At 56.1% G+C, this 19,426-nt stretch carries 19 protein-coding genes and 2 tRNA genes; 9 read left to right on the top strand and 12 right to left on the bottom strand.

Going from position 1 to position 19,426, the window contains the following annotated elements; genetic code table 11:
- Positions 1 to 2: 2 nt before the first annotated feature.
- From OGV82_RS04455 to mltB, 11 genes are all read right to left on the bottom strand, one after another.
- Positions 3 to 79 (bottom strand) — tRNA-Arg (locus tag OGV82_RS04455).
- A 3-nt stretch (positions 80 to 82) separates the two neighbouring features.
- Positions 83 to 175, bottom strand: a tRNA-Ser gene (locus OGV82_RS04450).
- 340 nt (positions 176 to 515) lie between these two features.
- Entirely contained in the window at positions 516 to 701 is a 186-nt protein-coding gene (csrA, locus tag OGV82_RS04445) for a carbon storage regulator CsrA (RefSeq protein ID WP_000906486.1), read from the bottom strand.
- 239 nt (positions 702 to 940) lie between these two features.
- Positions 941 to 3,568 carry an alanine--tRNA ligase gene (gene alaS / locus OGV82_RS04440; RefSeq protein ID WP_047461723.1) on the bottom strand — a complete coding sequence of 876 codons (2,628 nt, stop codon included), beginning with the start codon at positions 3,566 to 3,568 and terminating at the stop codon, positions 941 to 943.
- Between the two features lie 131 nt (positions 3,569 to 3,699).
- A complete protein-coding gene (gene recX / locus OGV82_RS04435) occupies positions 3,700 to 4,200 on the bottom strand; it encodes a recombination regulator RecX (protein WP_047461718.1) in 501 nt (166 codons plus the stop codon).
- A 106-nt stretch (positions 4,201 to 4,306) separates the two neighbouring features.
- Complete coding sequence (recA, locus tag OGV82_RS04430; RefSeq protein WP_101744114.1) at positions 4,307 to 5,371, bottom strand: recombinase RecA; 1,065 nt, start codon at positions 5,369 to 5,371, stop codon at positions 4,307 to 4,309.
- A 96-nt stretch (positions 5,372 to 5,467) separates the two neighbouring features.
- Positions 5,468 to 5,965, bottom strand: a complete 498-nt coding sequence (gene pncC, locus OGV82_RS04425) for a nicotinamide-nucleotide amidase (protein ID WP_024130886.1) — start codon at positions 5,963 to 5,965, stop codon at positions 5,468 to 5,470.
- A gap of 130 nt (positions 5,966 to 6,095) precedes the next feature.
- Positions 6,096 to 6,974, bottom strand: coding sequence for a metal ABC transporter substrate-binding protein (locus OGV82_RS04420; protein WP_047461716.1), 879 nt, complete (start codon positions 6,972 to 6,974; stop codon positions 6,096 to 6,098).
- A gap of 14 nt (positions 6,975 to 6,988) precedes the next feature.
- Positions 6,989 to 7,849: a metal ABC transporter permease gene (locus OGV82_RS04415; protein WP_012134809.1), complete on the bottom strand. Its 861-nt coding sequence runs from the start codon at positions 7,847 to 7,849 to the stop codon at positions 6,989 to 6,991.
- Entirely contained in the window at positions 7,846 to 8,499 is a 654-nt protein-coding gene (locus OGV82_RS04410) for a metal ABC transporter ATP-binding protein (protein WP_012134810.1), read from the bottom strand. The genes OGV82_RS04415 and OGV82_RS04410 overlap by 4 nt, the downstream gene beginning before the upstream one ends.
- Before the next feature lie 305 nt (positions 8,500 to 8,804).
- Positions 8,805 to 9,905, bottom strand: coding sequence for a lytic murein transglycosylase B (gene mltB, locus OGV82_RS04405; RefSeq protein ID WP_047461712.1), 1,101 nt, complete (start codon positions 9,903 to 9,905; stop codon positions 8,805 to 8,807).
- A gap of 255 nt (positions 9,906 to 10,160) precedes the next feature.
- On the opposite strand from mltB, the gene srlA reads away from it, so the two are divergent.
- The 7 genes from srlA to gutQ all read left to right on the top strand — a co-directional run bounded on the left by srlA (position 10,161) and on the right by gutQ (position 15,130).
- The gene (gene srlA / locus OGV82_RS04400) at positions 10,161 to 10,724 is read left to right on the top strand and encodes a PTS glucitol/sorbitol transporter subunit IIC (RefSeq protein WP_012134812.1); all 564 of its coding nucleotides are present in this window, start codon (positions 10,161 to 10,163) and stop codon (positions 10,722 to 10,724) included.
- Positions 10,721 to 11,692, top strand: coding sequence for a PTS glucitol/sorbitol transporter subunit IIB (gene srlE, locus OGV82_RS04395; RefSeq protein ID WP_047461709.1), 972 nt, complete (start codon positions 10,721 to 10,723; stop codon positions 11,690 to 11,692). Before srlA ends, srlE begins: the two co-directional genes overlap by 4 nt.
- An 11-nt stretch (positions 11,693 to 11,703) precedes the next feature.
- Positions 11,704 to 12,066, top strand: coding sequence for a PTS glucitol/sorbitol transporter subunit IIA (gene srlB, locus OGV82_RS04390; RefSeq protein WP_012134814.1), 363 nt, complete (start codon positions 11,704 to 11,706; stop codon positions 12,064 to 12,066).
- Positions 12,067 to 12,084: 18 nt separating this feature from the next.
- Positions 12,085 to 12,864, top strand: a complete 780-nt coding sequence (gene srlD / locus OGV82_RS04385) for a sorbitol-6-phosphate dehydrogenase (RefSeq protein WP_012134815.1) — start codon at positions 12,085 to 12,087, stop codon at positions 12,862 to 12,864.
- 101 nt (positions 12,865 to 12,965) lie between these two features.
- Entirely contained in the window at positions 12,966 to 13,325 is a 360-nt protein-coding gene (gene gutM, locus OGV82_RS04380; RefSeq protein WP_012134816.1) for a transcriptional regulator GutM, read from the top strand.
- A gap of 73 nt (positions 13,326 to 13,398) precedes the next feature.
- The gene (gene srlR / locus OGV82_RS04375) at positions 13,399 to 14,172 is read left to right on the top strand and encodes a glucitol operon DNA-binding transcriptional repressor SrlR (RefSeq protein WP_012134817.1); all 774 of its coding nucleotides are present in this window, start codon (positions 13,399 to 13,401) and stop codon (positions 14,170 to 14,172) included.
- Positions 14,165 to 15,130, top strand: a complete 966-nt coding sequence (gene gutQ / locus OGV82_RS04370; protein WP_047461702.1) for an arabinose-5-phosphate isomerase GutQ — start codon at positions 14,165 to 14,167, stop codon at positions 15,128 to 15,130. Before srlR ends, gutQ begins: the two co-directional genes overlap by 8 nt.
- On the opposite strand, the gene norR is transcribed toward gutQ, so the two are convergent.
- Positions 15,127 to 16,647, bottom strand: a complete 1,521-nt coding sequence (gene norR, locus OGV82_RS04365) for a nitric oxide reductase transcriptional regulator NorR (RefSeq protein ID WP_047461699.1) — start codon at positions 16,645 to 16,647, stop codon at positions 15,127 to 15,129. The genes gutQ and norR overlap by 4 nt on opposite strands.
- A gap of 186 nt (positions 16,648 to 16,833) precedes the next feature.
- Between norR and norV the strand changes: the two genes are divergently transcribed.
- Both norV and norW read left to right on the top strand, forming a co-directional pair.
- Entirely contained in the window at positions 16,834 to 18,282 is a 1,449-nt protein-coding gene (gene norV, locus OGV82_RS04360) for an anaerobic nitric oxide reductase flavorubredoxin (RefSeq protein WP_012134820.1), read from the top strand.
- Positions 18,279 to 19,412, top strand: coding sequence for an NADH:flavorubredoxin reductase NorW (gene norW / locus OGV82_RS04355; RefSeq protein WP_047461694.1), 1,134 nt, complete (start codon positions 18,279 to 18,281; stop codon positions 19,410 to 19,412). Before norV ends, norW begins: the two co-directional genes overlap by 4 nt.
- Positions 19,413 to 19,426: the final 14 nt, after the last annotated feature.

The following is a 19,426-nucleotide window of genomic DNA, read 5'->3' as shown; positions in this document are numbered from 1 at the left end:
GATGGTGCATCCGGGAGGATTCGAACCTCCGACCGCTCGGTTCGTAGCCGAGTACTCTATCCAGCTGAGCTACGGATGCAAATGGCGGTGAGGCGGGGATTCGAACCCCGGATGCAGCTTTTGACCGCATACTCCCTTAGCAGGGGAGCGCCTTCAGCCTCTCGGCCACCTCACCACGCGCCTCTTACGAGTGCTTCGAAGAACTTGTTTCTGCTCATCGTCGCTGCGTGGCGCACATATTACTTTCTGGGACTTATAAGTCAAACAATTTTTCCCGCGCTTTTATCGTTTGCACACTTCACGCTCAATTAGTCTGCAAAAACGGCAAAAAGGGTGTTTTATCAACAGATAAATCGGCGTGTTACACCGCCTGAGCGCAGGCAGAAAAACAGAATAACCAGGAAAGAGCCTGCCGGCACCGGAAGCGATACGGAAAAAGAGTGAAGAAAAATGAAAAAGAGAAAGGAAGCGAGGAGCAGGTTGCGCCTCATCGGAAGAGATGAGACGCGAAAACCTTAGTAACTGGACTGCTGGGATTTTTCAGCCTGGATACGCTGGTAGATCTCCTCACGATGGACAGAGACTTCTTTCGGGGCGTTTACGCCAATGCGCACCTGGTTGCCCTTTACCCCTAAAACTGTCACGGTGACCTCATCTCCAATCATGAGGGTCTCACCAACTCGACGAGTCAGAATCAGCATTCTTTGCTCCTTGAAAGATTAAAAGAGTCGGGTCTCTCTGTATCCCGGCATTATCCATCATATAACGCCAAAAAGTAAGCGATGACAAACACGTAAAGTGTAAGCAGTCACGGCATCACATTCTGTTAAACCTAAGTTTAGCCGATATACACAACTTCAACCTGACTTTATCGTTGTCAATAACGTTGATGCAAACGCCGCAGACCGGGGCCTGCGGCGTTAGATAACGCTTATAGTTATTACAGTTTTGCGCTAACCCAGCCTTTCACACTGGCTAACGCTGCTGGCAGAGCAGCCGCATCCGTACCACCGGCTTGCGCCATGTCTGGACGTCCGCCGCCCTTGCCGCCCACCTGCTGAGCGACCATGCCGACCAGCTCCCCTGCTTTCACGCGGTCGGTCACATCCTTCGACACGCCCGCAATCAGAGAAACCTTACCTTCCGCTACCGTTGCAAGAACGATAACGGTAGAACCCAGTTGATTTTTCAGATCATCAACCATCGTACGCAGCATTTTTGGCTCAACGCCCGCAAGCTCGCTAACCAGCAGCTTCACGCCGTTGATGTCAACCGCTTTGCTGGAAAGGTTCGCACTTTCCTGCGCGGCAGCCTGTTCTTTCAACTGCTGCAACTCTTTTTCAAGCTGACGCGTACGTTCCAGTACAGAACGGACTTTTTCGCCCAGATTCTGGCTGTCGCCCTTCAGCAGCTGTGCGATATCGCTTAAGCGATCGCTTTCAGCGTGCAGCGTAGCAATCGCGCCTTCGCCCGTAACCGCTTCAATACGGCGAACGCCTGCCGCAGTACCGGATTCAGAAACGATGCGGAACAGACCGATATCCCCCGTACGGCTGGCGTGCGTACCGCCACACAGTTCGGTGGAGAAATCGCCCATGCTCAGCACACGAACGCGATCGTCATACTTCTCGCCAAACAGCGCCATTGCGCCTTTAGCTTTCGCCGCTTCAAGGTCCATGATGTTGGTTTCGACCGGCAGGTTGCGACGGATTTGCGCATTCACCAGATCTTCCACCGCACGGATTTCAGACGGTTTCATCGCTTCATTATGCGAGAAGTCGAAACGCAGGACTTTGTCGTTAACCAGCGAGCCTTTCTGCGCTACGTGCGTGCCCAGAATCTGGCGCAGCGCCGCGTGCATCAGGTGCGTCGCAGAGTGATTCAGGCGAATACGCGCCCGGCGAGCGTCATCCACATCAGCCTGCACCGCATCACCCACTTTCAGGGAACCGGTCGAAAGCGTACCGATATGTCCAATCGCCTGGCCATATTTTTGCGTATCGCTAACCGCAAACGCGAAGCCTGCGCCTTTCAGTTCGCCTTTATCGCCAACCTGACCGCCGGATTCCGCATAGAACGGCGTCTGATCCAGCACGACAACGGCTTCCTGACCCGCGCTAATCGCATCTACCGCTTTACCATCCACAAACAGCGCGGTCACTTTACCGTTCAGTTCCAGATGGTCATAACCTTTAAATTCTGACGCGCCGTCAACGCGGATCATCGCGTTATAGTCTGCGCCAAAACCGCTGGCTTCACGCGCGCGACGACGCTGTTCTTCCATCGCGGCTTCAAATCCCGCTTCATCAACTTTGATGTTGCGCTCGCGGCAAACGTCCGCCGTCAGGTCAACCGGGAAGCCGTAGGTGTCATACAGACGGAAAGCGGTTTCGCCATCCAGCGTGTCGCCGGAAAGCTTCGCCAGCTCTTCGTCCAGCAGCGCCAGACCACGTTCCAGCGTACGGGCAAACTGCTCTTCTTCCGTTTTCAGAACCTGCTCAACCTGCGCCTGCTGGCGCTTCAGCTCTTCACCGGCAGAGCCCATAACGTCAATCAGCGGCCCAACCAGCTTGTAGAAGAAGGTCTCTTTCGCGCCCAGCATGTTGCCATGACGAACCGCACGACGAATGATACGGCGCAGCACATAGCCACGGTTTTCATTCGACGGAACCACGCCGTCGGCGATCAGGAAAGCGCAGGAACGGATGTGGTCGGCAATCACGCGCAGCGACTTGTTGCTCAGGTCAGTCGCGCCAGTCACCTTCGCAACGGCTTCAATCAACGTGCGGAACAGGTCAATTTCATAGTTGGAGTTAACGTGTTGCAACACAGCGGCGATACGCTCCAGACCCATACCGGTATCGACGGACGGTTTCGGCAGCGGTTCCATCGTGCCGTCAGCCTGACGGTTGAACTGCATGAAGACGATGTTCCAGATCTCAATATAGCGATCGCCATCTTCTTCCGGGCTTCCCGGAGGGCCGCCCCAGATGTGATCGCCGTGGTCGTAGAAGATCTCGGTACATGGACCGCACGGCCCTGTATCGCCCATCTGCCAGAAGTTGTCGGACGCGTATGCCGCGCCTTTGTTATCACCAATTCGGATGATACGTTCACGCGGAATGCCGACTTCTTTTTCCCAGATCTCGTAGGCTTCATCGTCAGTTTCATAGACGGTCACCCACAGACGCTCTTTTGGCAGGGCAAACCAGTTTTCACCGGTCAGCAGTTCCCACGCAAACTGAATCGCGTCGTGTTTGAAATAGTCGCCGAAGCTGAAGTTACCCAGCATTTCGAAGAAGGTGTGGTGACGTGCAGTGTAACCGACGTTTTCCAGATCGTTGTGTTTACCACCCGCACGTACGCAACGCTGCGAAGTGGTGGCGCGGGAATAATTACGCTTGTCGAGCCCAAGGAAAACATCCTTGAACTGGTTCATCCCGGCGTTGGTAAACAACAAAGTTGGGTCATTGTTTGGCACCAGGGAGCTGCTGGCAACTACCTGATGTCCCTTACTGTGGAAAAAATCGAGAAACGCCTGACGGATCTCAGCGGTGCTCTTGCTCATAATTATCCTGAAATCAAGCTAACGAAATATCATTACCCGCCTCAGCGCTCATATGCCCTGCCCGGCTGGCAATTGAAAAAAGTGGGAATAAGATAAGTTTTCTTTACGGGGAAGTAAAATCCCGTATGCAGTCAATCGTCAAAATTTCGCCATATCTCCTGAATATCCTCCATCAGATAGCCACGATAAAGCAGGAAACGCTGGACTTTGACCTTTTCCGAAAATGCGGCTGGTAAGGGTTCGCCATATTTTCGGATCGCCTGTTCGCGTGCAAGAAGCAACCACTCAATCTCGCATTCACGCATCGCGCGTTCAATCGCCTCACGCGCAATGCCTTTTTGATTCAGCTCCTGCCGAATACGTGCCGGGCCATAACCTTTACGGCTGCGGCTGGCGATAAAGCGCGAAACAAAACGATGATCATCAAGGTAGTTGTGCTCATGGCACCAGGCGATAACCCGCTCATAGTCTTCCGGTGCCGCATCGATCTCTTCCGGCCCGTTTTTTCCCATAACCGGTGCAGAGAGTTTACGCCGCAGTTCCTGTTCACTGTGATCGCGTACCGCCAGAATACGTACCGCGCGATCCAGCAGACGGTTATATGCGGGGCGTCGCGGTGTGGATTCACTCATAACAAACCTTCGGAAAAAGAAATGCAAAAAGGGCTGCAAAATATGCAGCCCTTCAAAGTATAAGCCCGATAAGACGCCATAGCGCCGCCACCGGGCAATGCAACGATTAGAAATCTTCGTTGGTTTCTTTCACACCTTCACCGTTGTCATCAACGGTGAAGTCTGGCGTCGAGTCCTGATTGCTCAGCAGCAGCTCACGCACTTTTTTCTCGATCTCTTTGGCGGTCGCCGGGTTCTCTTTCAGCCAGGCAGTGGCATTCGCTTTACCCTGACCGATTTTCTCGCCGTTATAGCTGTACCATGCACCGGCTTTCTCGATCAGCTTCTCTTTCACGCCCAGGTCAACCAGTTCGCCATAGAAGTTAATGCCTTCGCCGTAGAGGATCTGGAACTCTGCCTGTTTAAACGGCGCGGCGATTTTGTTCTTCACAACCTTCACGCGGGTTTCGCTACCCACGACGTTTTCGCCCTCTTTCACCGCGCCGATACGGCGGATATCCAGACGAACGGACGCGTAGAATTTCAGCGCGTTACCCCCGGTAGTGGTTTCCGGGTTGCCGAACATGACGCCAATTTTCATACGGATCTGGTTGATGAAGATCAGCAGGGTATTGGACTGTTTCAGGTTACCGGCCAGCTTACGCATCGCCTGGCTCATCATACGCGCCGCGAGGCCCATATGAGAGTCGCCGATTTCACCTTCGATTTCCGCTTTCGGCGTCAACGCCGCCACGGAGTCAACAACGATAACGTCTACAGCGCCTGAACGCGCCAGCGCATCACAGATTTCCAGCGCCTGCTCGCCGGTGTCCGGCTGGGAGCACAGCAGGTTGTCGATATCGACGCCCAGTTTGCGGGCATAGATAGGGTCCAGCGCATGTTCGGCGTCGATAAACGCACAGGTTTTGCCTTCACGCTGTGCAGCGGCAATCACCTGAAGCGTCAGGGTGGTTTTACCGGAGGATTCCGGCCCGTAGATTTCTACGATACGCCCCATCGGCAGGCCACCCGCGCCCAGCGCGATATCCAGAGAAAGCGAACCGGTGGAGATGGTTTCCACATCCATGGAACGGTCTTCACCCAGGCGCATGATGGAGCCTTTACCGAATTGTTTTTCGATCTGGCCCAGCGCTGCCGCCAACGCTTTCTGTTTGTTTTCGTCGATAGCCATTAACTACTCCTGTCATGAGCCGGGGTCCGCTTGCGCTTGTACCGGATAGTGAATTCTGTACTGTTAGGTGCGATTATACTGTACAGTCATACAGTATCAAGTGTTTTGTAGAAATTGTTGCCAGAGCGTTTTGAGCGCATATTCCGTCGCCTGGCGACGTACGCTGTCACGGTCGCCGCTAAAGCACTCCCGGCGGGTGATCCCCTCGCCCTGCGCGGTTGCGAAACCAAACCAGACAGTGCCGACGGGCTTCACGTCGCTGCCGCCGTCCGGCCCTGCAATACCGCTGATAGAAACGGCATAATCCGCGCGGGCCGCTCTGAGCGCGCCAATCGCCATCTCAATCACCACCGGTTCGCTGACCGCGCCGTGCTGCTCAAGCGTCGGTTCGCGCACGCCAATCATTTGCGCTTTCGCTTCATTACTGTAGGTAACAAAACCGCGTTCAAACCAGGCGGAACTCCCGGCGATATCGGTAATCACTTTCGCTACCCAACCGCCCGTGCAGGACTCCGCTGTCGTTAGCGTTGCGCCGCGCTGTTTCAGCGCCAGCCCTACCACTTCGCTTAACTGCATCAATTCATGGTCAGTCATCATCGCTTAAGGCTCCTGAAAAACGTGCAGCACAAGATAGCACTTTCTGAGCAGATATGGGGACGAGGTGCGGATTTTACGAGGAGGCTTCAGAAAAAAGCCGATGCGAAGGCATCGGCCGATCGTACGGTTACTTCATGCTGTTGGCGATGGTCTCAACATTGTGGCGAAACGCTTTTACGTAGCTATCCGCCACGCCGCCTTTTACCGACAAGGCTTCAGGATACAGCTCGCCGCCCGGCTGCGCGCCCGTCGCGCTGGCGATCTGTTTTACCAGACGCGGATCGAGCTGATTCTCCATAAACCAGGTGTTCACCCCATCAGCTTTAATCTGCTTAATGAGCGCGGCGACGTGCGCGGCAGAGGCTTCACTTTCAGACGACAGCCCCTGCGGCGCCAAAAACTCAACGCCGTAGGCGCGACCGAAATAACCGAAGGCATCGTGGCTGGTCAGCACCTTGCGTTTCTCCTGCGGGATCTGGCTAAAGCGCGCTTTCGCCCACGCGTCCAGTTCAGTCAACTGTGCGATATAAGGTTTGCCGGAAGCCTCCAGCACGGCTTTATCCTGCGGGTCGGCGTTGACCAGCCCGGAAAGAATATTCTGCGCATACAGCGCGCCGTTCGCTGCGCTATTCCAGGCATGCGGATCGGTGACGGTTTCGCCGTCTTCATCCAGCGTATGCGTCTTCACCCCGTCGGAAGCCACCACCAGCGTACCTTTGAAGCCGGAGGCTTTTACCAGCCGGTCAAGCCACCCCTCCAGCCCCAGACCGTTCACTACCACCACATCCGCTTTGCTCAACGCCGCGCTGTCTTTCGGCGAAGGCTCGAAGGTATGCGGATCGCCATCCGGCCCAACCAGCGTAGTGACGTTGACATTCTTGCCGCCGACCTCCTGGGTGATGTCGCCGAGAATAGAAAAACTCGTCACCACATTCAGCGTTTTCGCCAGCGCGCCTTGCGTCATCAACCCCAGCGCGAGCGCAATCATTACCCCTGTACGTTTCATCTTTTCCCCTTGCATTAAAAAAGCGCGCGCAGACTGTCAGCCAGCCTGCTGCGCGTGCCGAATAAAATGGAAATAAAGAACAGCGCGCTGGCGGTCAGCACAATCGACGGCCCGGCGGGTAAACTCACCGCCCAGGAAAGGCTTAGCCCCAGCCATGCACAGACGACGCCGCTGCCGCCGGCAAGCAATAACAGCCCCGGTAACGTGCGCGCCCAGCAGCGGGCCGCGACGGCAGGAAGCATCATCAGCCCTACCGCCATCAGCGTGCCGAGTACCTGAAAGCCAGCCACCAGATTCAACACCAGCAACGAGAGAAACAGCCCGTGCAGCAGCGAAGGCAGCCAGCGCGCGTTAACCTGCAACCATGCGGTATCAAACGCTTCACTCACCAGACCACGATAGAAAATCGCCAGCATGATCAATGTGAATGCGCATACCCCCGCCACGAACAGTGCGGAATCGCGATCGACCGCCAGAATGGAACCAAACAGAAGATGCAGCAGATCGACATTTGACCCGCGCAGCGACACCAGCGTAACCCCCAGCGCCAGCGATCCCAGGTAGAACCCGGCGAAGCTGGCGTCTTCTTTTAGCGGCGTACGGCGACTCACCATTCCCGCCACCAGCGCTACCGTAATCCCGGCGATAAACCCGCCGATGCTCATTGCCAGCAATGACATTCCACTGAGCAGATAGCCCACCGCCACGCCGGGCAACACCGCATGCGACAGCGCGTCTCCCATCAGGCTCATACGTCGCAGCAGTAAAAAGACGCCAAGCGCCGTCGTGCTGACCGAAAGCGCCAGACAGACCACCAGCGCCCGCCGCATAAAGCCGTATTCAATAAACGGCTGAAAGAAGATATGCCAGATCATGCCACTCTCACCCGCTCGGTCATCCAGTGAGACACATCCGTATCCAGCCGTAACGTCTGCGGAAAATAGCGCGCCACCCGTTCACTGTCGTGCAGCACCGCCAGCACCGTTTGCCCTCGCTGATACATCTCCAGCATCAGCCCCATCAGTACGTTGCAGGTCTCCTCATCCACGCCGGTAAAGGGTTCATCCAGCATGACCAGCGGCGCTTCCTGCACCAGCACACGGGCAAACAACATGCGTTGAAACTGGCCGCCGGAGAGTTCATCAATGGTCATCGTCGCCATTGCCTCCAGCCCCACGCGCTCAATAGCGTGGGCAACACGCAGACGGGTTTTGCGCTGAAATCCCCCCAGCAGGGAAATATCAGGCCAGCACCCCATGCTCACCACGTCCTGAACGGTAAGCGGAAACTGCGTCTCCAGCGCGTGACGTTGCGCCAGCCAGCCAATTACCGGGCGGCGTCCGCGCCAGCGAAATGCGCCGCTCACCGGAGGAAGAAAACCGGCCAGCGTTTTCAGCAGCGTTGATTTGCCGCAGCCGTTAGCGCCGATAATCGCCGTCATGCTGCCGCGTTCCAGCGTGCCGGTCAGCGGCGACGTGACCGGCTGTCGCTCGTAACCAGCCACCAGTTGATTCAGGATAATCATGGCAATGCCACCGCCCAGCGCACGGCCAGTCCGATAAACAAAACAAGCGCGATAGCCATCAACAGGCGAGTCAGAGCCGAAAGAGAGAAGAGTGAAGCAGACATATTCGCACCACAACAAAATGTTATAACATAACAATAATGAAATACGATGCGGATGTAAATTGCCAGGAAAAAAGGGAGTGTGGCGAAATGTTTCAGATGTGAAATAGCGCAACAGCGGCGCTGCACGCTCCCCTTTCTCTCAGGGAAAAGGGAGCGTAATCCAGACCGGGTAAGCGTAGCCCCCCGGAAAACACGCGGCGGCTACTGACTAAACGGCGACGCCGCAGGTACACGCGCCAGCGCGACGGCCTGACCAAGCTGCCAGACCGCCATCGCATAGTGAGTGCTGTGGTTATAGCGCGTGATGGCATAGAAGTTCGGCAACCCGTACCAGTACTGATAGCCCGTACCCACATCCAGACGCAGCAGGCTGGCCTGCTGATGATTGCCCAGCGACTGCTGCGGCGTCAGCCCGGCGGCCGCAAGCTGAGAAATGCTGTACTGAGTTTTAAAGCCGTTCGCCAGCCCCGACGCCTGACCGTTGGCCGGAACGGCGACCACATCGCCTTTCACCCAACCGTGGGCTTTGAAATAGTTCGCCACGCTGCCGATGGCGTCAACCGGGTCCCACAGGTTGATGTGCCCGTCGCCGTTAAAGTCCACCGCGTACTGCTTATAGGACGACGGCATAAACTGTCCGTACCCCATCGCACCGGCAAAAGACCCTTTCAGATCCAGCGGGTCGTCCTGCTCATCACGCGCCATCAGCAGGAACGTTTCCAGCTCGCCGGAGAAATACTCCGCCCGACGCGGATAGTTAAACGACAGCGTCGCCAGCGCATCCAGAATTCGCGTTTTACCCATGATGCGGCCCCAGCGGGTTTCCACGCCAATAATGCCGACGATAATCTCCGGCGGGACGCCATAAACCTGCCATGCACGGTTCAACGCATCCTCATATTGATTCCAGAACGCCACGCCGTTTTGCACATTGTCCGGGGTAATAAACTGCTTGCGATAGCGCAACCATGCGCCATTCGGCCCCGCTGGCGGTTGCGTGGTCGGCGCCTGTCTGTCCATCAGTCGCAGAACGTAGTCCAGGCGCTTCGCCTGCGACAGGATCTCCTGCAACTGCTGGCGATTAAAACCGTGCTTGTTCACCATCTTCTCAATGAATTGCTGCGCGTTCGGATTATTGGCGAAATCACCGCCCATCACCATGACATTGTGCTGCGGCTCAAGCAGGAAACCGCCGGACGGCGCTCCCGTTGTCGTTTGAATTTCTGAAGACTGTGGTTTGCTGCTACAGGCAGCAAGCAACGCAAAGAGAGGAAGTAGTGCTACATAACGACGCTTGAACATGAGACATCCATTAAACAGATTCAGCCAGGGGGAAGTATGGTAAAGCATCCCGCTTCGCACAAGGAAGCGCTCTTCACAGAATACGCACTATTCTCCCGTAACATCCCTGCTTTTTTTCTCCACAACAAACGCAAACTTTCACTTTAAAATATTTATCTTTCATTTTGAGATCAAAATAACACTTTTAAATCTTTCGATCTGATTAAAATAACTCACCAATTGGCAAGATAACAACAAACCCTACAGGAGAGAACAATGATCGAAACCATTACACATGGTGCGGAGTGGTTTATCGGGCTGTTCCAGAAAGGCGGAGAGGTGTTCACCAGTATGGTGACCGGCATCCTTCCGCTTTTGATAAGCCTGCTGGTCATCATGAATGCCTTAATAAACTTCATTGGCCAGCAGCGTATTGAACGTTTTGCCCAGCGCTGCGCCGGGAACCCGTTATCCCGTTACCTGCTGCTGCCGTGCATCGGTACGTTTGTGTTTTGTAACCCGATGACGCTGAGTCTGGGCCGCTTTATGCCAGAAAAATACAAGCCCAGTTACTACGCGGCGGCCTCCTACAGCTGCCACTCGATGAACGGACTGTTCCCGCACATCAACCCCGGCGAGCTGTTTGTTTACCTGGGCATCGCCAGCGGCCTGACGACACTCGGCCTCCCGCTTGGCCCGCTCGCCGTCAGCTATCTGCTGGTCGGTCTGGTCACCAACTTCTTCCGTGGCTGGGTGACTGACCTCACCACATCCATCTTTGAGAAAAAAATGGGCATTCAACTTGAGCAGAAAGTCCACCTGGCTGGAGCGACATCATGACGCGTATTCGTATTGAGAAAGGCACCGGCGGCTGGGGCGGCCCGCTTGAACTGGATGCAACACCCGGAAAGAAAATCGTCTACATCACCGCCGGGACGCGTCCGGGGATTGTCGACAAACTGGCGCAACTGACAGGCTGGCAGGCGGTGGATGGCTTTAAAGAGGGCGAACCGCCTGAGGAAGAGATCGGCGCGGCGATTATCGACTGCGGCGGCACGCTGCGCTGCGGGATTTACCCGAAGCGTCGCATTCCAACCATCAACATCCACTCTACCGGGAAGTCGGGGCCGCTGGCGCAGTACATCGTGGAAGATATTTACGTCTCCGGGGTGAAAGAAGAGAACATCACGCTGAGCGGTGAGGCGCCTGCAAACGCGCAGCCTGTCGCCTCGCCTGCGGGCCGCGATTACGACACCAGCAAAAAAATCACCGAACAGAGCGATGGTCTGCTGGCAAAAGTCGGTATGGGGATGGGCTCAGCGGTAGCGGTGCTGTTCCAGTCCGGGCGCGACACCATCGATACGGTGCTAAAAACCATTCTGCCGTTTATGGCCTTCGTCTCGGCGCTGATCGGCATCATTATGGCCTCCGGTCTCGGCGACTGGATCGCTCACGGCCTGGCGCCGCTTGCCAGCCATCCGCTGGGGCTGGTCACGCTGGCGCTCATCTGTTCATTCCCGCTGCTGTCGCCCTTCCTCGGCCCTGGCGCGGTGATCGCCCAGGTTATCGGGGTGCTGATTGGCGTGCAGATTGGTCTGGGTAATATCCCTCCCCATCTGGCGCTGCCCGCGCTGTTCGCGATTAACGCTCAGGCCGCGTGCGACTTTATTCCGGTCGGTTTATCGCTGGCAGAGGCCCGCCAGGACACCGTTCGCGTCGGCGTGCCTTCCGTGCTGGTGAGCCGCTTCCTGACCGGCGCGCCTACCGTTCTCATCGCCTGGTTTGTTTCCGGCTTTATTTATCAATAAGAGGTTCAGAGATGACCGTGATTTACCAGACCACCATCACCCGTATCGGCGAGAGCGCGCCGGACGCGCTCTGCGACAGGATGCTGATTACCTTTCGTGAAGGCGCGCCGGCGGATATCGAAGCGTTTTGCTTTATCCACTGCCACGGCGAGCTGAACGGCACGCTGCAACCCGGCGCACAGTTTCAGCTGGGTGAGCATCGCTATCCGGTGACTGCTGTGGGTAGCGTGGCCGAGCAGAATCTGCGTGAACTGGGGCATATCACCCTGCGCTTCGACGGGCTGAACGAGGCGGAATTTCCCGGCACCGTACACGTTGCGGGGCCAGTACCGGACGACATCGCGCCGGGCTGTATTTTGAAGTTTGTGGCTTAAAGGTTTAAGGAGAGAAAAATGAATCAGGTTGCCGTTGTCATTGGTGGAGGCCAGACCCTGGGGGCCTTCCTCTGCCGTGGGCTTGCAGAGGTTGGTTATCGCGTCGCCGTTGTCGATATTCAGAGTGATAAAGCCGCAAATGTGGCGCAGGAGATTAACGCCGCGTTTGGCGAAGGCATGGCGTACGGTTTTGGCGCCGATGCCACCAGTGAGCAGAGCGTTCTGGCGCTCTCTCGCGGAGTCGATGAAATTTTTGGTCGGGTTGATCTGCTGGTCTACAGCGCGGGCATCGCCAAAGCGGCGTTTATCAGCGATTTTCAACTCGGCGATTTCGACCGCTCGCTACAGGTGAATCTGGTGGGGTATTTCCTCTGCGCTCGCGAATTCTCCCGCCTGATGATCCGCGACGGCATTCAGGGACGCATTATCCAGATCAACTCCAAGTCCGGGAAAGTGGGCAGTAAACACAACTCCGGCTATAGCGCGGCGAAGTTCGGCGGCGTGGGCTTAACCCAGTCGCTGGCGCTGGATCTGGCAGAATACGGCATTACCGTGCATTCGCTGATGCTTGGCAACCTGCTGAAATCACCAATGTTCCAGTCGCTGCTGCCGCAGTACGCCGCCAAGCTTGGCATCAAGCCGGACGAAGTGGAGCAGTATTACATTGACAAAGTTCCGTTAAAACGCGGCTGCGACTATCAGGACGTACTGGACATGCTGCTGTTTTACGCCAGCGCGAAGGCGTCGTACTGCACCGGACAGTCCATCAATGTGACCGGCGGTCAGGTGATGTTTTAAGAGGTATGATTGCCCGGTGGCGCTGCGCTTACCGGGCCTACGAATATTATGTAGGCCGGATAAGGCGCAGCCGCCATCCGGCAAAATCAAAGGAGCGCATTATGGTTTCCGCACTGATCACCGTCGCCGTTATCGCCTGGTGTGCGCAACTGGCGCTGGGCGGCTGGCAAATCTCCCGCTTTAACCGGGCGTTTGACAAACTTTGCCAACGAGGGCGAGTGGGCGTCGGGCGCTCCGGCGGACGCTTTAAACCGCGAGTGGTGGTCGCCATCGCTCTGGATGACCAGCAGCGCGTCACGGATACCTTATTCATGAAAGGTCTCACCGTCTTTGCCCGACCGGTTAAAATTCCCGCAATACAGGGCAAACATCTTGATGAATTACAGCCTGATGTGATCTTTCCCCATGATTCGCTCTCACAGAATGCACTATCATTAGCGCTTAAACTGAAACATGGGTAATTTCGTTGTGAATGCTAATTGCTTGCGAAATTATCATTTCACAACTTATACATCAGTCAGGGTAATTACGCCTATGAAACCACGTCAGCGTCAGGCTGCTATTCTGGAGCATCTGCAAAAGCAGGGAAAATGCTCGGTTGAGGAGTTGGCCCAGTACTTTGACACCACGGGCACCACCATTCGCAAAGACCTGGTCATTCTGGAAAATGCCGGAACCGTTATTCGCACGTATGGCGGCGTGGTGTTGAATAAAGATGAATCCGACCCGCCTATCGATCACAAAACGCTGATCAACACCCATAAAAAGGCGTTGATCGCACAAGCGGCCGTTCAGTTTATCCACGATGGCGACTCCATCATCCTTGATGCCGGAAGCACCGTGTTGCAGATGGTGCCGATGCTTACCCGCTTTAGCAATATCACCGTCATGACCAACAGCCTGCACATTGTTAACGCCCTTTCGGAGCTGGACAACGAGCAGACCATCCTGATGCCCGGCGGCACATTCCGCAAAAAATCTGCGTCATTTCACGGTCAGCTGGCAGAAAACGCCTTTGAGCAGTTCAGTTTTGATAAACTGTTCATGGGCACCGACGGCATCGATCTCAATGCCGGAGTGACCACCTTTAATGAGGTCTATACCGTCAGCAAAGCGATGTGCAATGCCGCACGCGAAGTGATTCTGATGGCGGACTCCTCAAAATTTGGGCGTAAAAGCCCCAACGTTGTGTGCAGTCTGGAAAGCGTCGACAAACTGGTTACCGACGCGGGTATCGACCCCGCGTTTCGTCAGGCGCTGGAAGCAAAAGGGATTGAAGTGATCATAACCGGAGAAACCAATGAGTGATGCATTACTGAACGCGGGTCGCCAGACATTACTGCTGGAGTTACAGGAAGCAAGCCGTCTGCCGGAACGCCTGGGCGATGATTTTGTCCGTGCCGCCAATACTATCCTCCACTGCGAAGGCAAAGTGATTGTCTCCGGTATTGGCAAGTCAGGCCATATCGGCAAAAAAATCGCCGCGACTCTCGCCAGTACAGGAACGCCCGCGTTCTTTGTCCACCCGGCAGAAGCGTTACATGGCGATCTCGGCATGATCGAAAGCCGGGATGTGATGCTATTCATCTCCTATTCCGGCGGTGCGAAAGAGCTGGATCTCATTATTCCGCGCCTGGAAGATAAATCGATAACCCTGCTGGCGATGACCGGAAAGCCGACCTCCCCGCTGGGTCTGGCGGCAAAGGCAGTGCTGGATATCTCCGTTGAGCGTGAAGCCTGCCCGATGCACCTGGCGCCGACCTCCAGCACCGTCAACACCCTGATGATGGGCGACGCGCTGGCTATGGCGGTGATGCAGGCGCGCGGTTTCAATGAAGAGGATTTCGCCCGTTCACACCCTGCCGGGGCGCTGGGCGCGCGTCTGCTCAACAAAGTCCATCACCTGATGCGCCGTGACGATGCGGTGCCGCAGGTTCAGCTCACCACCAGCGTGATGGACGCCATGCTGGAGCTGAGCCGTACCGGGTTAGGTCTGGTTGCGGTATGCGACGCGCAGCGCGTTGTAAAAGGCGTCTTTACCGACGGCGACCTGCGCCGCTGGCTGGTTGGCGGCGGCACGCTGGCTACGCCGGTCAGCGAAGCGATGACCCACAACGGCATTACGTTGCAGGAGCAGAGCCGCGCCATCGATGCCAAAGAACTTCTGATGAAGCGCAAGATCACCGCCGCGCCGGTGGTGGATGAAAACGGTAAACTCGCCGGCGCAATCAACCTGCAAGATTTCTACCAGGCAGGCATCATCTAACTTTTCAGCCCCAGACGCTTCGCCAGCCGATGCAGGTTGGCGACGTCTGTCTCCAGCGCCCGCGCGCAGGCAGCCCAGTTGTGGTTATTTTGCGCTAACGCACGGCGAATCATCTCCCGCTGGAAAGCCTCGGTCGCGTCGCGCAGATTGTGATTTGCCGGTAGCGTCGGCATACTGTCGTCAGGCAGAGCGGGAGAAACCTCCTCCTGTAAGGCAAAATGCTGCGCTTCCAGCACCACCTCATCCCCCGCCCGGGTCGCTCTTGCCAGAACCACCGCACGGTGGATCGCATGTTCCAGCTCGCGAACGTTCCCCGGCCAGCCATAGCTCAGCAGATGGCTACGCGCCCCCGGGCTCAGCACCACGCGGGAAAGCCCCAGCCGCAGGCGGCACTGTTCGCAAAAATACCCGGCCAGCAAGACCACATCCTCACCACGCTCACGCAGCGGCGGCACGGAGAGCGGGAACACGCTCAAACGGTGGAACAGGTCGGCGCGAAAACGCCCGGCCAGCACCTCTTCGCGTAAGTCGCGGTTAGTCGCCGCCAGCACGCGCACGTCAACGCGCAGGCTGCGATCGTCCCCGACGCGTTGAATATCGCCATACTGCAAAACGCGCAGCAGTTTCGCCTGCAACGCCAGCGACAGCTCGCCGATCTCATCAAGAAACAGCGTGCCGTTATCGGCCATTTCGAACTTACCGCTACGGTTGCTGATTGCCCCGGTAAACGCCCCTTTGACGTGGCCGAAAAGCTCGCTCTCCGCCACGCTTTCCGGCAGCGCGGCGCAGTTCAGATACACCAGCGGGTTCACCGCCCGTGGCGAGCCTTCGTGAATCGCTTTCGCCACCAGCTCTTTCCCGGTTCCCGTTTCGCCGCTGATCAGCACGTTGAGATCCGACCCCGCCACAATCTCAATCTCTTTTTTCAACTGCATCATATTTGGCGACAGGCCGATCATCTGCGTTTCTTTCACCTGTTCGAAAGAGGCGGAAGACCCCGGCAACATATTCTGGCTTTCTAATTGCTCAATAAGCAGCGCATTGCTCAGCGCCCCCGCCGCCAGCGCTGCGATGAGCCGCAGCTCTTCATCGCTGAAAACATCAAACTGATCGGGTTCCATGCCGTCAAGCGTGAGTGCGCCAATCAGGGTTTGCCCGGCGAACAGCGGCAGCCCGATACAGGCGTGTACCTTCAGGCTCTCCTGATCCGGGATCAGCCCGTCATACGGGTCCGGCAGGTCGCTGTCGGCCGGAAAACGCACCACATCCCCGGCACGGGCAATGGCTTCCAGTCGCGGATGCCCTTCCAGAGTGAAGCGCCTGCCCAGTACATCCTGCGCCAGACCGTCGATCGCCAGCGGAATAAACTGCCGCCCCTCATAGCGCAGCAGCGCCGACGCATCGCACTCCAGCACCTGACGCAGCGTGGTGATCAGGCGCTGAAAGCGGTCCTGATGCCCGATACCACTTTGTAATTCAATGGCGATGCCCGCCAGGACATCAACTGAAAAGCTCATGGCTACCTCATTGTCATTTTGACAATCAATAGTGTCATATTGACAATTAATTGAATAGTCTTTTTGACTACCATTTTATGAGTATAAATTTTTTAATTATTGAAAATCAACAAGTTAAAAAGTTGGCACGCATCCTGCTATTAGCAATACATCTTTCTTAAAAAAACTGTATTTACTGAGGTTGCTATGTCTATTCTGGTTAAAAATAACATTCATTGGGTTGGCCAACGTGACTGGGAAGTTCGTGATTTTCACGGGACCGAATATAAAACGCTGCGCGGCAGCAGCTACAACAGCTATCTCATCCGTGAAGAAAAAAATGTTCTGATCGATACCGTAGATCATAAATTCAGCCGCGAATTCGTGCAAAACCTGCGTAGCGAAATCGACCTGGCCGACATTGATTACATCATTATTAACCATGCGGAAGAAGACCACGCGGGCGCGCTGACCGAACTGATGGCGCAAATCCCGGATACGCCGATCTACTGCACCGCAAACGCCATTGACTCCATTACCGGTCACCACCATCACCCGGAATGGAACTTTAACGTCGTAAAAACAGGCGACACGCTGGATATCGGCAACGGCAAGCAGCTGATTTTTGTTGAAACCCCGATGCTGCACTGGCCGGACAGCATGATGACCTACATGACGGGCGACGCGGTACTGTTCAGTAACGACGCCTTCGGTCAGCACTACTGTGACGAACGTCTGTTCAACGATGAAGTCGATCAGACCGAGCTGTTCGAGCAGTGCCAGCGTTACTACGCCAACATCCTGACGCCGTTCAGCCGTCTGGTCACGCCAAAAATCACCGAAATCCTCGGCTTCAACCTGCCGGTAGATATGATTGCCACCTCTCACGGCGTGGTATGGCGCGACAACCCAACTCAGATCGTTGAACTGTATCTGAAATGGGCGGCGGATTATCAGGAAGATCGCATCACCATTTTCTACGACACCATGTCCAACAACACCCGCATGATGGCCGACGCGATTGCGCAAGGCATCAACGAAGTTGACCCGAACGTGGCGGTGAAAATCTTTAACGTCGCACGCAGCGATAAAAACGAAATTCTGACCAACGTGTTCCGCTCCAAAGGCGTGCTGGTCGGTACTTCTACGATGAACAACGTGATGATGCCGAAAATCGCCGGTCTCGTTGAAGAGATGACTGGCCTGCGCTTTCGTAACAAACGCGCCAGCGCCTTCGGTTCCCACGGCTGGAGCGGTGGCGCGGTAGACCGTCTGTCCACCCGTCTGCAAGATGCCGGCTTCGAGATGTCACTGAGTCTGAAAGCGAAATGGCGTCCTGATATTGATGCCCTGGAACTTTGCCGCCAGCACGGCCGCGATATTGCCCGTCAGTGGGCGCTCGCTCCGCTGCCGGAAACAAATGTGAAAGCGACAACCCAGGAAGAAGAGTGCGCCTGTGCCGCCGCCGCTGCGGCTGACCTCGGCCCAAGCATGCAGTGCAGCGTGTGCCAGTGGATTTACGACCCTGCAAAAGGTGAACCGTTGCAGGATGTCGCGCCGGGTACGCCGTGGAGCGACGTACCGGATAACTTCCTGTGCCCGGAATGTTCATTAGGTAAAGACGTCTTTGATGTGTTGGCAACGGAGGCAAAATGAGCCGGGGAATTGTCATTATTGGTTCGGGCTTCGCCGCCCGCCAGTTAGTCAAAAACATCCGTAAACAGGACGCGACCATAGCGCTGACCCTGATTGCCGCTGACAGTATGGACGAGTACAACAAACCCGACCTCAGTCACGTCATCAGCCAGGCGCAGCGCGCCGACGACCTCACCCGCCAGTCGGCGGGTGAGTTTGCCGAACAGTTTAATCTGCGTCTGTTCCCACACACCTGGATTACGGACATTGATGCCGACGCCCATGTGGTAAAAAGCCAGGACAAGCAATGGCAGTTCGACAAACTGGTACTGGCGACAGGGGCATCAGCCTTTGTTCCGCCGGTTGCCGGACGTGAGTTAATGCTCACACTGAACAGCCAGCAGGAGTATCGCGCCTGCGAAACGCAACTGCGTGACGCGCAGCGCGTACTGATCGTCGGCGGCGGTCTGATTGGTAGCGAGCTGGCAATGGATTTCTGCCGTGCGGGTAAAGCCGTCACGCTGATTGACAATGCCGCCAGCATTCTGGCCTCGCTGATGCCGCCGGAAGTGAGCAGCCGCTTGCAGCATCGTCTGACCGATATGGGCGTACATCTGCTGCTGAAATCGCAGTTGCAGGGTCTGGAGAAAACCGCTACCGGTATTCGCGCCACGCTGGATCGCGATCGTCAGGTAGAGGTGGATGCGGTCATCGCCGCGACCGGCCTGCGCCCGGAAACCGCGCTGGCGCGCCGTGCCGGGTTGACCATCAACCGTGGCGTCTGCGTTGACAGCTATCTGCAAACCAGCCACCCGGATATTTATGCGCTGGGAGACTGCGCGGAAATTAACGGTCAGGTTCTGCCTTTCCTGCAACCGATTCAGTTAAGCGCCATGTATCTGGCGAAAAATCTGCTCGGCGGGAACGCACCGCTGAAGCTGCCCGCCATGCTGGTGAAAATCAAAACGCCGGAATTGCCGTTACATCTTGCAGGCGAAACCCAGCGTTGCGACCTGAACTGGCACATTGCGGCGGAGTCCGAAGGGATGGTCGCCCGAGGCATAAATACCGAAGGTCAGCTTTGCGCCTTTGTGGTGAGCGAAGACCGCATGAAGGAGGCCTTTGCGCTGCTGAAAACGCTGCCCGCGTAAGTTCATTGTGCCGG

Source organism: Citrobacter sp. CK191 (assembly GCF_030333435.1).
GTDB lineage: Bacteria > Pseudomonadota > Gammaproteobacteria > Enterobacterales > Enterobacteriaceae > Citrobacter_B > Citrobacter_B koseri.
This window is presented reverse-complemented; position numbering and strand designations above follow the sequence as displayed.